The following is a 14,727-nucleotide window of genomic DNA, read 5'->3' as shown; positions in this document are numbered from 1 at the left end:
CGCCCGCGGTGGAAACGGACTTCGGATGGGGGAGCACCGTGAGAGACCTGCTCTTGCTCGGCGCGAGCGGATTGGCACGAGAGGCCGCCGCCGCCGCCCAGAGCCGGCACCGCGTGATCGGCGTGCTGGACGACGACCCCGCCCTGCGCGGCACACGCGTCGCCGGCGCCGAGGTGCTCGGCGGAATGGCACACGCGGCCGAATACGACGCCGACCTCCTGGTGTGCGTCGGCTCCGGGGCGGGCCGCCGATCGGTGGTCGACCGGCTCGACGCGCTCGGCGTCGACGACCGGAGGTACACGACCCTGATCGACGACGCGGTGCGCGTCCCCGACGGCTGCGCGGTCGGCGCGGGCAGCATCCTGCTCGGCGGGGTCGTGCTCACGGCCGACGTGACGATCGGCCGCCACGTCGTGGTGATGCCGAACTCCACGCTGACGCACGATGTGCGCCTCCACGACTTCGCCACCGTGACCTCCGGGGTCTCGCTCGCCGGCTCCGTGCGGGTGGGGGAGGCCGCTTACATCGGCATGAACGCCGCGGTGCGGCAGGGTCTCGCGATCGGCGCCGGAGCGGTGATCGGGATGGGTGCGGCTGTGCTCGCCGATGTCCCCGACGGCGAGACCTGGGTGGGCGTCCCCGCCCGGCCCGTTGGGGTCCCGCACCCGGAGGGCCGATCGTGAGCGCCGCGCTGGCGCGGGTGACGGTCGTCATCCCGTGCTACAACTACGGCCACTACCTGCCGGCCGCGGTGCGCAGCGCTCTCGAGCAGCCCGGGGTCGACGTGGACGTGATCATCGTCGACGATGCGTCGCCCGACGGCAGCGTGGCCGTCGCGCGGGCGCTGGCCTCCCGCGACGCCCGGGTGCGCGTGATCGAGCACGAGCAGAACCGCGGCCACATCCGCACCTACAACGACGGGCTGGCGGAGGTCACGGGTGACTACGTGGTGCTGCTCAGCGCGGACGACCTGCTGGCGCCCGGGGCGCTCGCCCGATCGACCGGGCTGATGCGCAGGCACCCCCGCGTCGGCCTCGTCTACGGTTACGCGCCCGAATTCAGCGAGACGCCGCCGCCGCAGCTGCGGGCGCGCGCCCGCGAGCAGGTGTGGAAGGGGGATCGCTGGCTTCAGCGCATCTGCGACCGCGGCACCAACCTCATCGTCAACCCGGAGGCGATCCTGCGCCGCGACGTGATGGACCGCCTGGTCGGCTACGACCCCGACCTGCCGCAGACCGCGGACATGGAACTGTGGATGCGGGCCGCAGCGATCTCCGACGTCGGCCGTGTCGCCGGCCCGTACCAGGGCTTCTACCGGGTGCACGACGCGAACATGCACCTCACGGACTACCGCGGCCTGCTGACCGAGATCCGTGCCCGGCGCGACACGTTCACCTCCTTCTTCGACGGCCCGGGAGCCGGTCTGCCCCGAGCGCGGGAGCGCCGCGACGCCGCCCACCGCACCCTGGCCACGGAGGCGGTGCGCCTCGAACGGGTCGCCCGTGCCGGTGGCGGCGGGCTGGACCCCGAGCTGGCCGACGACTTCTCGGCCTTCGCCGCCGAGACCTGGCCGGGAATCACGGCCACCCGGCTCTGGCGGCAGACGGCGACCCGGCGGCACCGCCCGCCCGGCGCACTGCGGCGCGCCGTCGAGTCGCAGGTGACGAGCGTGACCGGAGCGCTGCGCTGGCGGCGGTGGAGGCGATACGGCCTGTGAGCACCCCGACCCCGACCCCGGATCCGGCCGTCGCGAACGAGGCGGCCCAGGCGCCCGCCGCGCCCGCACCGCCCCGCCGGTCCCTCGGCCGCGCGGTCGGAGGCGGGCTCGCCTGGAGCACCGTCAACAACCTGGTGCTCCGCATCGGAAGCCTCGCCGTCGGCATCGTGCTCGCCCGCATCCTCGCGCCCGAGCAGTTCGGCGTGTACGCGGTCGCCCTGACCGTGCAGTCGGTGCTGATGACGCTGGCGGATCTCGGCCTGAGCGCCGACCTCATCCGCTCGCCCGACCACGAGCGCCTCGCTCCGACCGTCGCCTCCCTGGGCCTCACCGTGGGCGGCGCACTCACCATCGTGATGATCGCGACCGCGCAGCCGGTCGCCGACCTGATGGGGAGCCCCGCCGCCTCCGGCGCCATCGCGGTACTCGCCGTCACCCTCGTGCTCGGCAGTGCGGGCGTCGTGCCGTACGCCGCGCTCCAGCGGAGGTTCGCCCAGCGCCAGCTCTTCGTCATCGCCTCGATCGACTTCGTCGTCGGCACCGGGATCACCCTCGGCCTGCTCGCCGCCGGCTGGGGAGTGATGGCGCTCGCCGTCGGACGGGTCGTCGCGCAGACGGTGACCCTGGTGCTGCAGTTCGTCTTCGCGCGCGAGCGGCCGCGCTACGGCTTCGACCGCTCGGTCGCCCGCGCCGTGCTCGCGTTCGGCATCCCGGTCGCCGGGGCGAACGTGCTCTCGTGGTCGCTGCTGAACATCGACAACGTCGTGATCGCCCACGTCGTCGGGGCGACCGCTCTCGGCTTCTACGTGCTCGCCTTCAACATCTCCAACTGGCCGATGAGCGCGATCGGGCAGATCGTCCGATCGATCGCCCTTCCGCTCTTCTCGCGCACGGAAGGCGGGGGAGTCCTCCCCGCGACGGCCGCACTGACCTGGGCGATCGCGCTCCCCGCCGGCGGCTTCCTCGCGGTGCTCGCGGCGCCTCTGATCGTGGTCGTCTACGGGGAGAAGTGGCTCCCGTCCGCGAGCGTGCTCGCGGCCCTCGGCCTGTTCGGGGCCCTCCGCGCCCTCTTCGACCTGTTCGCGTCGTTCCTCCTCGCGCGGGGAGCCTCCCGTGCCGTGCTCTGGACGCAGCTCGTCTGGTTCGTCGCGCTGATCCCGGCGTTGATCGTCGCGACCACGTCCTGGGGGATCGTCGGCGCGGGATGGGTGCACCTCGCGGTGTCCCTCGTCTTCGTGCTCCCCGCGTACTTCATCGCCCTTCGGCGGGCGGACGTCCGCCTCGGGGCACTGGTGCGGGCGTGCCTGGTGCCGACGGTCGCGATGCTCCCTGCGGCCACGGCGGGCCTCCTCGTCGCCTCTCTGCTCCCCGGTGCCCTGCTCGCCCTGCTGGGCGGTGCCCTCGCCGGGGGCATCGTGTACGCCGCGTGCGTGCTCCGCTGGTTCCTGCGCCGGGCGAAGGCGGCGCTGGCCGCCGGTCGCAGCGCCGAGCACGCGCGCTGAGCCCGCCCCGCCTCTTCCGGTCTGCGCCCCGTTAGGGGGCAAGACCATCCCGAAAAAGCGAGGTATTCTCATTCTGCAAGAGGTGAGGAAGAGTCATTTACCCGACCGACCCGCCCGCCTCTTCTGGGGATGCTCGCGTGCCCGACGCGAGGAAGGATCTTTGGTCTCATGATCGTCAGTCAGAAGGTTCCCGCGGTCGATCTGGCGTGGCAGCACGCGCAGATCGCCGACGAGGTCCGCGCCGGCTTCGACCGCGTGCTCGAGACGACGGGGTTCATCCTCGGGGCCGAGGCCGAGGCGTTCGAACGCGCGTACTCCTCCTACTGCGGCGTCACCGACACGGTCGGCGTGGGGAGCGGGACCGATGCGGTCGAGCTCGCCCTGCGCGGGGCGGGCGTCGCGGCGGGCGACGAGGTCATCATCCCTGCGAACACGTTCGTCGCGACGGCGGAGGGGGTCGCCCGTGCGGGTGGCGTCCCGGTGCTCGTCGACTGCGACGAGGACTACCTCATCGACGTGGAGCAGGCGGCCGCCGCCGTCACGCCACGCACCCGCGCCGTCGTCGGCGTGCACCTCTACGGCAGGCTCGCCCCCATCGAGCGGCTCCGCGCGGCCGTCGGCCCCGGCGTCGCGATCGTGGAGGACGCGGCCCAATCGCAGGGCGCACGCAGCAGCGACAGCGGCCTCCGGTCCGGGGCGCTCGGCGACGTGGCCGCCACGAGCTTCTACCCCGGCAAGAACCTGGGCGCCTACGGCGACGCCGGAGCCGTCACCACGTCCGATCCCGCGATCGCCGAACGGGTGCGCCGCCTGCGCAACCACGGCGGCACGGCCAAGTACGAGCACCTCGAGATCGGCACCACCTCGCGTCTGGACGGGCTGCAGGCGGTCGTGCTCTCGGCCAAGCTCGCGCGCCTCGACGCGTGGAACGAGCGTCGCCGCGCCGTCGCCGACCGGTACGACGAAGCGCTCGCCGGCCTCCCGGGGGTCGTCCTCCCGCGGCGCGGCGACCGCGAGGAGCACGTCCACCACCTCTACGTCGTCCGGGTGCCCGAGCGCGACCGCGTGGTCGCCGAGCTGAACGCCCAGGGCATCGGCGCCGCCGTCCACTACCCGGCACCCGTGCACCGCACCCCGGCCTTCGCCCACCTCGGCGGCTCGCACCCGCGCTCCGAGGCCTACGCCGCCGAGATCCTCTCGCTTCCGATCCATCCCGGGCTCGACGCCGAGCAGCAGGAGCACGTGATCGCCGCGTTCCGCCGGAGCCTCGGATGAGCGCCCCGATCGCGCCGGACCGCGTCGGTCCCGCGCGCCACGCCCCGGTCGCGGCGACCGGCGAGCCCACCGTCACGGTCGTGATCCCCTGCTACAACTACGCGCTCTACCTGCCCGAGGCGGTGGCCAGCGCGCTGTCCCAGGAGGGTGTGCGCGTGGACGTCGTCGTCGTGGACGACGCCTCCACCGACGAGTCGTTCGCGGTCGCGCGCGGCCTCGCCCGGTTCGATGCGCGCGTCCGGGTGTTCGCGCACGCCGAGAACCAGGGAGCTGTCGCCACCTTCAACGACGGCCTGGCCGAGGCGACCGGCGAGTACATCGTCCGCCTCGACGCGGACGACCTGCTCACCCCCGGCTCGCTCGCCCGCTCGGTGGCCCTCGGGGAGGCGTTCCCGGAGGTCGGATTGATCTACGGCCACCCGGTGCACTTCAGCGGCGTCGTCCCCTCCGGGCACCGCGACCGGGTGAAGGCCTGGGACGTCTGGCGCGGCGGCGATTGGCTCGCCGACCGCTGCCGTCGCGGCGTCAACTGCATCACGTCGCCCGAGGTCGTGCTGCGCCGCAGCGTCGTCGACGAGGTCGGCGGCCAGCGACCGCTCGCCCACACGCACGACATGGAGATGTGGTTCCGCGTGGCCCGCGCCTCCGACGTCGGCTGGGTCGCGGGCGTCGACCAGGCCTGGCACCGCGAGCACGACGGCAGCCTCTCGCGGTCGAACGACGTGCTCTCCGATCTGCACGAGCGGGCCCTCGCGTTCGAGGTGCTCTTCAGCGACGGGATGGGCGACGAGGCCGAGAACCAGCGTCTCCTGAGCATCGCCGAGCGCGCCCTCGCCGACGAGGCGCTCGCCCGCGCCGCCTCCGCGTACGCGAAAGGCCGCGGCGGCTCCGCCGAGACGGAGGCGTACCTCGAGTTCGCCGCCGCCCGCGGGGTCGACGTCGACCGCCTCCCGCACGCGCGCACCGTGGCCCACGCCGAGCGCGTCGGGCCCGCCCGCGCCCGGTTCTCGCCGACGGTCGTGGCGCGGGCCGGACTCTTCCGCGCCTCACGCGAGTTCGGACGGTTCGCCTGGCGCGCGAGGGGGGTCTGACCGTGTCCGTCTCCTCGATGGTCAACCGGGCGACCGGCATCCTCCGCGACGAGGGCGTGGGCGGCCTGACCGCACGCGCTCTGCGCAAGGCGCACCGCAAGTGGGGCGACAACGCGGAGGAGCTCAACCTGCTCGCGGACGATGTCGCCGACTCCGCCCGCGTCGTCCCGGCGCCCGCCGGCCGCGTCGTCCCCGAGGGCGAGCCGCTGCGGATCGGGTGGGTCGTCAGCGCTCCGGGCCCGGCGTCGGGCGGCCACACCACGATGTTCCGGTTCGTGGAGGCGCTCGAGCGGGCGGGGCACACGTGCGTGCTCTATGTCTACGACGGCCACGGCGGTCCGGCAGCCGCCTCCGAGCAGCTCATCCGCACCTGGTGGCCGCGCGTGCGCGCCGAGATCCGCGACCTCGCCGACGGCCTGGGCGGGATGGACGCGTACATCGCCACCGCCTGGAACACCGCGCACGTGCTCGCCAGCCGCGGCGCTGGCGTCCCCGGGCGCCGCTTCTACCTGGCACAGGACTTCGAGCCCTACTTCTACCCGCGCGGCAGCGCCTACCAGCTCGCGGAGGACACCTACCGCTTCGGCTTCGAGTCGATCACGGTCGGCCACATGGTCGCCGACGAACTCCGCCACCGCTTCGGCGTCGAGTCGACGGTCGCCGAGTTCGGCTGCGACACCTCCCGCTACGGGGTGACGGCGCAGACCGGCCGCGACGACGTCGTCTTCTATGCCAAGCCCGGGATCGCCCGGCGCGGTTACGAGCTCGGGGTGCTGGCACTGGAGCGGTTCCACCGGGATCACCCCGACGTCACCATCCACACCTTCGGCATCCCGGCCAAGCGCCTCCCGTTCCCGGCGGAGGTGCACGCGCACCTGACCCCGGACGCGCTCAACGACCTCTACAACCGCTGCGGCGCCGGGCTCGCCCTCTCGTTCACGAACGTCTCCCTCATCGCCAGCGAGCTGCTCGCGGCCGGGGTCGTGCCCGTCGTCAACGACTGGCCCGGCACGCGCGCCGACCTCGACAACCCGCACGTCGCGTGGGCGCGACCGACGCCGCAGGGCGTGGCCGACGCCCTGGCCGACGCGCTGCGCATCCAGCGGGCCGCCGGCCCGCGTGCGCTCCGCGCCTCCGTCGACGCGCTGAGCTGGGAGCCGGCCAAGCAGGCCGTCGTCCGCGCCGTCGAGCGCGCCTGCGCCCGCGGGGATGCCCCCGCCGAGCCCGAAACCGCCACCGCGAGGATGGAGCGATCATGACACTGCGCAGCATCTGGGCCATCGTGGTCCGCTGGAAGTGGGTGCTCCTTCCCGGTCTCGTGGTCGCCTTGGGCGTCGGCGGCTTCCTGTTCATGAAGACCCCGCGCACCTACACGGTCGAGTCGAGCTACCTCTTCCTCTCGCCGGTGAAGGACGTGAAGGGGGTCGCGGGCAATCCGCTCCTCACCCTCGGCAACGGCGTCCCGCTGTCCGTCGACGTGGTCGCCGTCTCGCTGATGGACGGCGACACGGTCCGGACCTTCTCGGAGCACCACCCCGACCTCAAGTACACGGTCAGCCGCGACACCTCGCTGGCGGCCCCGCTGATGACGATCTCGGTCGAGGACAGCGACCTCGCCTACGCGCGCTCGACGCTGGACGCACTGGGCAAGCTGGTGCCGTCACGGCTCGACGCCTTGCAGCAGAAGGCCGGCGCACCGCAGGAGCAGTGGGTCACCACCACGAACCTGACCACCGACCGCAAGCCGACGATCTCCTACAGCACGCCCATCCGCAACGGCCTCATCGGCTTCGCCGGTGTGATGCTGGTGGTCGGGATCGCGGTCGCGATCGCCGAGCGCATCCGCGCCGGGCACGCCCAGCGGGCCGCCGCCCCCGTCCGCAAGCGCACCGACGCGATCAAGGCGCTCCCGGTGCAGGAAGAGCTGCTCTCGACGGCGAAGCGCGCCGCAGGAGGCAAGGCGGCACGGCCGGCGCTGACATCGCACAACTCCGGCCTCGGCGGCTGACGGGGACGACGGAGCCGACGTGACCGTCCTCGCCGGGAAGCCCGATCGCACGGGGCAGGTCGTCGACCCGCCCCGGGCGAGGGATCGGCGACGCCTCGACCCGCTGGTCGTCTTCCAGATCTATCTCGTCCTGCTCGTCTTCTCGCCCGCGATCTACGTCATCAAGCCGCTCGGCGCCGCCGGGACCCCGGCGACGGTCTTCGGCTGCCTCGTCCTGCTGCTGTGGATCGTCGGGCGGCTGAGCTCGAGCCGGGAGCGCATCGGGCTGACGCCGGTGCACTGGATGGCGCTGGCCTACTCGGCGGCGATGGTCCTCAGCTTCGTCGGCGGGATGCTGCGGCCGATCAGCGCGGAGGAGGTGTCGTCCTCCCTGCGCGGGCTGATCTCGCTCGCGGGCGGGATGGGTGTCATCCTCTACGCGGCGGACACGATGCGCACGCGCGCCGCGCTGTCCTCCCTGCTCCGGTTCGCGGTGCTCATGGGCGCCTGCCTGGCGGCGATGGGCATCCTGCAGTTCTTCACCGGCCTCGATGTCGTGTCGCTCCTCCACCTGCCCGGTCTGCAGGCGAACAGCGATATCGGCGGCCTGTACGTGCGCGCGGGCTTCCGTCGTATCAGCGGCACGGCGACGCACTCGATCGAGTTCGCCGCCGTGCTCGGGATGCTGCTGCCGCTCGCGGCGCACTACGCGCTGAACGCGGCGAACCGGCGCTGGTGGGCGTGGGCCCAGTTCATCGTCATCCTCGGCGCCCTCCCGCTGACGGTCGCCCGGTCGGGCGCCATCGCCCTCCTGCTGGGCGTGCTGTTCGCACTCCTCATCGCCTCGACGTCGCAGCGGCTCAAGTTCCTCCTCATCGCCCCGATCGCCGCGCTGGTCTTCCGGCTCTTCGTGCCCGGCCTCTACGGCGCGATCGGGAACCTCTTCGCCGATGCGGGGAGCGACAACTCGATCAGCGGGCGCACCCAGGACTTCCAAGCGGTGGAGGCGTTCTTCGCTCAGTCCCCGCTGATCGGGCGCGGACTCAACACCTTCATCCCGAGCATCTACCGGACGCTGGACAACCAGTACCTGGCGACGGCGGTGGAGGCCGGGCTGATCGGCGCCCTCGCCCTCATCGCGTTCTTCGGGGTGCCGTTCGTCGCGTCGCTGATCGCCGGGTCAGGTGCGCGCGACCGTTTCGTGCAGACCCAGGCGTTCGCCATCGCCGCGGGCATCGCCTGCGCGGCCATCCTGGCGGCGACGTTCGACTTCTTCAGCTTCCCGATGGCGTTCGGCACGCTCTGCCTGCTGGTCGGGGCGGCGGGAGGCGCGTGGCGCGTCCACCGGGCGGAGGCCGCGCTCGCACCGGGCGGCCGGCCCACGGTCGCCGCCCCGAAGCCGCCCGCGCTGCTGCCGCGCTGGGCGATCGTGCTCGGCGCCGTCGCCGCGGGGCTCGCGGTGTTCGCCGCCTGCTTCCTGGCCTCCCGGCGCGCCGAGGGCGTCTTCGAGGCGCGGGAGTCCGTCGTCCCGCAGGTGGACCCTCCCAAGTCGACCAACGCCTTCGACACCCGCATCGACACCGACGGCCTCTCCGTCGTGCTCAAGTACCGGATGGACGGACAGCAGGTGCACGACGAGCTGGCCGCAGCAGGCGTCGACTACTACGCGGTCGCCGTCGGCTCCGGCAGCCTCGCACCCTACACGGACGTGCTCGGCTACGGCGATCTGATGCAGCTCGCCGCACGCGGGGTGACCGTGGACGAGGCGAAGGAGAAGCTGATCACCCTGCGGACGACGTTGCAGCAGCAGCTCGACGCGCTGCAGGGGCCGGCGACCAACCCGGACCTGCACATCCGGCTCGAGGACTCGTTCTCGTCGATCGAGGTGTTCAGCGTGCCGGTGAGCCGCACGAGTGCCATCGCGGGAGGCGCCGTGCTGGGCGGCTTCGTGGCCGCGCTCGCGGCGCTGCTGCTCGCCGTGCCTCGCCAGCGGCCCACGCGACCCGCGCCGAAAAAGAAGGGAGCGGCGTTTCGTTTGACAAGCGTTTGGGAGAACGGATAACATCCGCTCACGATTAATGATGTTTCGTCATCTGTGCTATACAGGGAGGCGATTCGCGGCCATGCCCCCAAATGGGGGCCGGAGCCGCGGGTCTTGTCAGTGATCACCTCTCACAGGTCGACCCCCGCCGACACTGGAAGGAACATCCCCCTCGTGAAGCAGTTCTTCAGATCGATCCTGGGCACGCGTGTGCGCAAGGTCACGGCCATCGCCTCCGCGATCGCCGTGGCGCTCGCCCTGACCACGGTCTCCGTCGCCTCTGCGCACAGCTTCAGTCAGCACCGCACGACCGCCTCCGCGGCGTCCAAGCAGTGGAACGACTGGAAGAAGCACCACCGCTACAGCGCATCGAAGCCGACGACCGAACCGGCGCCGTCCCCCTCGCCGACCGCGACCCCCGCCCCCACGCCGACCAAGACGTCGACCCCGGCACCGACGAAGTCCCCGTCTCCGACGCCGTCGTCGACGCCCACCACGTCGCCGACGACCGATCCGAACGCCGGATCGGGCGCCTGGCCCGACGCGTCGAACACCGGCGTGCCCGCCGGGGTGAAGCTCACCCCCTCGGGCGGCATGACCATCACCACGGCCGGGACCGTCATCTCGGGACTCGATATCAACGGCGACGTGCTCGTGCGTGCGGCCAATGTGACCATCGAGAACTCGAAGGTGCACGGCCGCATCGACACGAGCGACAACGGCGCCGCGCCGAACACGATGATCAAGCGCGTCGAGATCATCGGCCCGTACAACGGCGCCAAGGACTCGGGCTCGCCCGCGGTGGGCTACACCGGATTCACGTGCGACGGCTGCGTCATCCACGGCTGGGGCAAGGGCTTCGGTCTGGTCAAGGACGTCACGATCAAGAACTCGTGGGTCTACGACATCGTCGTCTACGGCGACCCGGCCAATGGCGGCAGCCACAACGAGGCCATCCTGAGCCTCGGCGGCACCAACCTCACGGTGACCAACAACCGTCTCGACGCCGGGGATGCGCCCAACGTCTCCGCCTCGCTCGCCCTCTACAGTCAGATGGCCGCGTTCAACAACGTGCTCGTGCAGGGCAATCTGTTCGACGGCGGCGGCTACTGCGTCTACGCCGGCCTCGGTGGCAGCTACGGCGCCAGCAACACGCGCTTCATCGGCAACACCTTCGGCGACAAGTACGACAAGAAGTGCGGCGGCTACGGTCCGGCCATCGCGTACGCGACCGGCAATGGCAACCAGTGGACGGGCAACGTGCTCCAGTCCTCCGGTGCGACCGTGGCGACCCCGGGTCGCGGCTGACCGGAAGCGCCTGATCGGAACGGCGTGAAGAGAGCGGCCGGACCCTTCGGGGCCGGCCGCTCCGTCATACCGTGTGCCCCGCACGGGGAGTTGAGCATCCCTCGGTTTCGTGAATAGGATGCCGCCGTGGGAGCACACGACCTCGACTGCGCGATCATCGCCGTCGCCTACCGCAGCGCCGCCGACCTGCCGCGGCTGGTCGCCTCCCTCCCTGCCGCCGCCGACGGCGTCCGCTGGCATCTCGTCGTCGTCGACAACGACGGCACCGACGGCCTCGCCGCCGCCCTCGCCGGCAAACCGGATGTGACGGTCGTCGCGTCGCCCGGCAACATCGGCTACTCCGGCGGCTTGAACGTCGGTCTCGCCGCCGCGCCCGCCGCCCCGGTCACGGTCTTCCTCAACCCGGACCTCACGCTGGAGCCCGGCGCGCTGCGCGCCCTCGTGGAGGCGGCCGACGGCGCCGCCGCCGCCCCGCGCATCCGCGACGACGGCGGTGCCACCCAGCCCTCCCTGCGGCGCGAGCCGACGGTGCTGCGCTCGCTCGGCGAGGCCCTCTTCGGCGACCACTGGGCTTCCCGGCCCGGCGCGCTGGCCGAGCTCGTCCGCGAACCCGACCGCTACGAGCGCGCCGGCACCGCGGACTGGGCGACCGGTGCCGCCCTCGCCGTCCCCACCGAGGCCGCGCGCGCCCTCGGCCCGTGGGACGCCGAGCGCTTCTTCCTCTACTCCGAGGAGACCGACTACTGCCGCCGTCTCCGCGCCGCCGGCCTCCCTCTCGTCTATGTGCCGTCCGCCGTCGTCGTCCACGAGCAGGGCGGCTCGGGGCGTTCCGCCGGTCTCGACGCCCTCCAGACCGTCAACAAGCTCCGCTACTACGGCAAGTGGCACGGCCGGGCGGCGACCGCGGCGTTCGCGGGCACCCTGGTCGTCCACAACCTCCTGCGCATCAACGAGGCCAGCGCCCGGGCGTCGCTGGCCGCGCTGTTCTCCCGCGGACGGCGCGACGCGCTGCCCGGTGGAGTGCGGGTGGCCGGGGTCGCGGTCTGAGGGGGACGCATCCGCTCGCCTGCGCCTCCAGGCCTGGCTCCTCAAGCGGCTCGCGGGCCGATGCGGATGATGTCACGGGGGCTTCAGAGCACCCTGCTGAGGGCTTCGGTCATGGCGCGGAACGCCGGCGGCTCCGGCGCCAGCCGGTCGCCCGCACCCGGGCGCGTTCCGTCGACCACGACCGAGGCGTATCGCCGCCACAGGTCGGGGTCGGTGTCGCGCGCGGCGAGTGCGATGGTGCTGACCATCGCCGCGAGCGCGATGGTGTCCTGCCGGGTGAAGCCCGGGCGTAGTTCGCCGGCCGCCACGGCGTCGGCGATCAGGCGGTCCGCCGTCGAGCCGAGCCTCTCGCTCAGCTCGGGCGGGAATCGGTCGTACCGGCCGGGAGCGAACAGCACGGTGGCAATGCTGCGGTCGCACGCGTGGAGTTCGATCATGCCGAAGAGGTAGCTGCGGAACGCTTCGCCCGCGTCCGAGATCAGCGACGCCTCGTCGACGATCCGCATGATCCCGTCGATCTTGTCGTCGAACAGCGCGTCGAGAAGCGCCTGCTTGTCGGGGAACTTGCGATAGATCGTCCCCACCCCGACACCGGCTGCGCGGGCGACGTCGCCCAGCGTCGCAGCCGGGCCGTGCTCGGCGAACACCTGCGTCGCGGCGTCGAGGACCCGTCGGCGGTTGCGTTCGGCGTCGGCCCGCGGCCGTCGGGCAGGAGATGCTGTCGTGCTCATGGCGTCAGAGTACGCCGAAACGGAAACGGAAGCTCCTATTCCACTTAATGCTAGGCTGGTCCTCTCGCGGCCCGGCCCGGGCTGCACGACACCGGAGGAGCGCACACCATGCCCGTGCTCATCGTCATCGGATACGGCCCAGGAAACGGCCACGCCATCGCCCACCGCTTCGGCCGGGAGGGCTGGTCGATCGCCCTCGTCGGACGGCGCGCCGAACGGCTTCAGGCCGGCGTCGCGCAGCTGGAGGCCACGGGTGTCGCCGCCCACGCGTTCGTCGGCGACGCCGGCGACCCCGACTCGCTCCGGGCCACACTGCGGGCGATCCGCGCCGACCTCGGGCCGGTCTCCGCCGTCGCTCTCACCGCCTACCGGAACGTCGTCGTGGACGATGTCCTGATCGCGGACCCGGAGACCGTCGCCCACGTCTTCGACATCGGCGTCGCGGGTCTGCTCGCCGCCGTCCAGACGACACTCGACGACCTGCGGACCGCCTCCGGTGCGGTCCTCGTCGTCAACGGCGCGCTGGGACTGCACGACGACGCCATCGACGGGTACGCGGTGTCGTTCGGCGGCGACGGCGTCGCTCTGGAGTGCTCCGCGAAGACCAAGCTGGTCGGCCTCCTCGCCGCCCGGCTGCGCCCGGAGGGCGTCTACGTCGGCGAGGTCGTCATCAACGGCTCCGTGCAGGGCTCGCCGCACGCCGGTCCCACGGCGATCGATCCGGCCGAGATCGCCGAGCGTCTGTGGCGGATGGCGGCGGAGCGGGTCGAGACGCACGTCCACATCGCCGAGCAGCGCCCCTGACCGTCCGCGCCGCCGGACGCTAGCGCGCCCGCTCCACCCCCTCCGCCGCCCGCATCAGCAGCGCCTCCCGGTAGCACCCGATGAGCGCCGTCGCTGCGGCATCCCAGCCCAACGCGGTCCGGCCGGCCGTCAGGTGCGCGGAGAGCCGCGCAAGGCGGACGGGGTCTGTGGCGAGGGAGCGCAGCTGGTCGGCGAGGGCGTCCGCGTCGCCGACCGTGTGGCGCAGGTAGTCTTCGCCGGGGGTGCCGAGTGCTCCGCCGGCGTCGCTGACGAGGGGGACGCAGCCGCTCGCCTGCGCCTCCAGGATGACGAGCGCGCTGCCCTCGGTCCAGCTCGGGAGGAGCAGCACATCGGCCGTGCCGAGCAGGGCCGGCACATCGTCGACGAAACCGAGGCGGCGGACGCCGGGCTCCTCGAGCAGGGGGAGAAGGGCCGCCTCGTAGTCGGGCTGGATCCGGCCGGCGATGAGGAGCTCGCCGTCCGGGATCGCTGCGCGGACCCAGGCCTCCAGCGCGACGTGCAGCCCCTTCGTGGGGTCGCCCCGCCCGATGAACACGGCACGGAAAGGGTGCGGGCCGAACGGGCCGCGGGCGGGGAACCGCTGCAGGTCGCATCCGTACCGGTGCTGCAGCAGCCGGTCGGCGGGGAAGCCCTGGGCGACGAACTCGCGCCGGGCGTAGTCCGAGGGCACGAGGACGGCGGTCGCGGCGCGGTACTCGCGGTCCTCCTGGTCCAGCACGGCTGCGGAGGCGGCGTGGGAGTGGTCGGCGGGCAGCGGGATGCCCGCATCGGCGGACGCGGCGGCGGAGGCCCGCACGGTGCTGGTCGTGTGCGCGTTGGGGGACTCGCGCAGCGCGGCGATCCCGAGCCCGGCCGCAGTGGCGAGCGTGCGCAGGCATCCACGAGGCCAGGCGTGGACCACGTCGACGGCGTCGGGATGGCGGCGCAGCCAGGCGGACACCCGGCGGTCGTGGAGGTCGTACGCGCGCTGCACTCCGAGCGCCCGGTGCGGGATGCGGCGGCCCGCCAGCACCAGGGTCTCGTGCAGCTCGACGCCGGGCGGCAGCTCGACGCCGATCGCCGACGTGCAGAAGAGGACGACGGGGACCCCGGCGCGGGCCAGACCGCGCACTTGTTGCAGGGCGGTCTCGGCGATGCCGGCGCGTCCGAGCGTGTGCGGAAAGCTGTAGAGCACCCGCGGCGGGTCCGGTGTCACGTCCACGT

13 protein-coding genes are annotated in these 14,727 nt (G+C 72.7%); 11 read left to right on the top strand and 2 right to left on the bottom strand.

Annotated features, from left to right (window positions below; all coding sequences use genetic code 11):
• Positions 1–38 precede the first annotated feature (38 nt).
• The 10 genes from IT072_RS17545 (at position 39) to IT072_RS17500 (ending at position 11,968) form a co-directional block, all read left to right on the top strand.
• The gene (locus IT072_RS17545; RefSeq protein ID WP_223358119.1) at positions 39–683 is read left to right on the top strand and encodes a NeuD/PglB/VioB family sugar acetyltransferase; all 645 of its coding nucleotides are present in this window, start codon (positions 39–41) and stop codon (positions 681–683) included.
• On the top strand, positions 680–1,717 hold the full coding sequence (locus tag IT072_RS17540) for a glycosyltransferase family 2 protein (protein ID WP_223358118.1): 1,038 nt from the start codon (positions 680–682) through the stop codon (positions 1,715–1,717). The genes IT072_RS17545 and IT072_RS17540 overlap by 4 nt, the downstream gene beginning before the upstream one ends.
• Positions 1,714–3,219 (top strand): lipopolysaccharide biosynthesis protein, encoded by a 1,506-nt coding sequence (locus IT072_RS17535; RefSeq protein ID WP_223358117.1) that lies wholly within the window; start codon positions 1,714–1,716, stop codon positions 3,217–3,219. The genes IT072_RS17540 and IT072_RS17535 overlap by 4 nt, the downstream gene beginning before the upstream one ends.
• A gap of 168 nt (positions 3,220–3,387) precedes the next feature.
• On the top strand, positions 3,388–4,494 hold the full coding sequence (locus tag IT072_RS17530) for a DegT/DnrJ/EryC1/StrS family aminotransferase (protein WP_223358116.1): 1,107 nt from the start codon (positions 3,388–3,390) through the stop codon (positions 4,492–4,494).
• Positions 4,491–5,585 carry a glycosyltransferase family 2 protein gene (locus IT072_RS17525; RefSeq protein WP_223358115.1) on the top strand — a complete coding sequence of 365 codons (1,095 nt, stop codon included), beginning with the start codon at positions 4,491–4,493 and terminating at the stop codon, positions 5,583–5,585. The genes IT072_RS17530 and IT072_RS17525 overlap by 4 nt, the downstream gene beginning before the upstream one ends.
• A gap of 2 nt (positions 5,586–5,587) precedes the next feature.
• The gene (locus IT072_RS17520; RefSeq protein ID WP_223358114.1) at positions 5,588–6,844 is read left to right on the top strand and encodes a rhamnosyltransferase WsaF family glycosyltransferase; all 1,257 of its coding nucleotides are present in this window, start codon (positions 5,588–5,590) and stop codon (positions 6,842–6,844) included.
• Positions 6,841–7,593, top strand: coding sequence for a hypothetical protein (locus IT072_RS17515; protein ID WP_223358113.1), 753 nt, complete (start codon positions 6,841–6,843; stop codon positions 7,591–7,593). The genes IT072_RS17520 and IT072_RS17515 overlap by 4 nt, the downstream gene beginning before the upstream one ends.
• A gap of 19 nt (positions 7,594–7,612) precedes the next feature.
• Positions 7,613–9,634 (top strand): O-antigen ligase family protein, encoded by a 2,022-nt coding sequence (locus IT072_RS17510; protein ID WP_223358112.1) that lies wholly within the window; start codon positions 7,613–7,615, stop codon positions 9,632–9,634.
• Between the two features lie 153 nt (positions 9,635–9,787).
• Positions 9,788–10,921 carry a hypothetical protein gene (locus tag IT072_RS17505; protein ID WP_223358111.1) on the top strand — a complete coding sequence of 378 codons (1,134 nt, stop codon included), beginning with the start codon at positions 9,788–9,790 and terminating at the stop codon, positions 10,919–10,921.
• Positions 10,922–11,047: 126 nt separating this feature from the next.
• Positions 11,048–11,968: a glycosyltransferase family 2 protein gene (locus IT072_RS17500; protein ID WP_223358110.1), complete on the top strand. Its 921-nt coding sequence runs from the start codon at positions 11,048–11,050 to the stop codon at positions 11,966–11,968.
• Positions 11,969–12,051: 83 nt separating this feature from the next.
• Here the strand turns inward: IT072_RS17500 and IT072_RS17495 are convergent, their stop codons facing one another.
• Entirely contained in the window at positions 12,052–12,699 is a 648-nt protein-coding gene (locus tag IT072_RS17495; protein WP_223358109.1) for a TetR/AcrR family transcriptional regulator, read from the bottom strand.
• A 108-nt stretch (positions 12,700–12,807) separates the two neighbouring features.
• On the opposite strand from IT072_RS17495, the gene IT072_RS17490 reads away from it, so the two are divergent.
• Complete coding sequence (locus IT072_RS17490) at positions 12,808–13,503, top strand: SDR family NAD(P)-dependent oxidoreductase (RefSeq protein ID WP_223358108.1); 696 nt, start codon at positions 12,808–12,810, stop codon at positions 13,501–13,503.
• A gap of 19 nt (positions 13,504–13,522) precedes the next feature.
• On the opposite strand, the gene IT072_RS17485 is transcribed toward IT072_RS17490, so the two are convergent.
• Positions 13,523–14,725: a glycosyltransferase family 4 protein gene (locus tag IT072_RS17485; RefSeq protein WP_223358107.1), complete on the bottom strand. Its 1,203-nt coding sequence runs from the start codon at positions 14,723–14,725 to the stop codon at positions 13,523–13,525.
• Between the last annotated feature and the right edge of the window lie 2 nt (positions 14,726–14,727).

It is taken from the genome of Leifsonia sp. ZF2019, from assembly GCF_019924635.1.
Classification (GTDB): domain Bacteria; phylum Actinomycetota; class Actinomycetes; order Actinomycetales; family Microbacteriaceae; genus Leifsonia.
Note: the sequence above shows the minus strand (reverse complement) of the source record. Positions and strands in the feature narration are given on the sequence as shown.

Bases quoted from the DNA above. Each gene is read 5' to 3' on its own strand.
- IT072_RS17515 (WP_223358113.1), top strand. From the start codon at position 6,841: ATGACACTGCGCAGCATCTGGGCCATCGTGGTCCGCTGGAAGTGGGTG.
- IT072_RS17530 (WP_223358116.1), top strand. From the start codon at position 3,388: ATGATCGTCAGTCAGAAGGTTCCCGCGGTCGATCTGGCGTGGCAGCAC.
- IT072_RS17525 (WP_223358115.1), top strand. From the start codon at position 4,491: ATGAGCGCCCCGATCGCGCCGGACCGCGTCGGTCCCGCGCGCCACGCC.
- IT072_RS17495 (WP_223358109.1), bottom strand. From the start codon at position 12,699: ATGAGCACGACAGCATCTCCTGCCCGACGGCCGCGGGCCGACGCCGAA.
- IT072_RS17490 (WP_223358108.1), top strand. From the start codon at position 12,808: ATGCCCGTGCTCATCGTCATCGGATACGGCCCAGGAAACGGCCACGCC.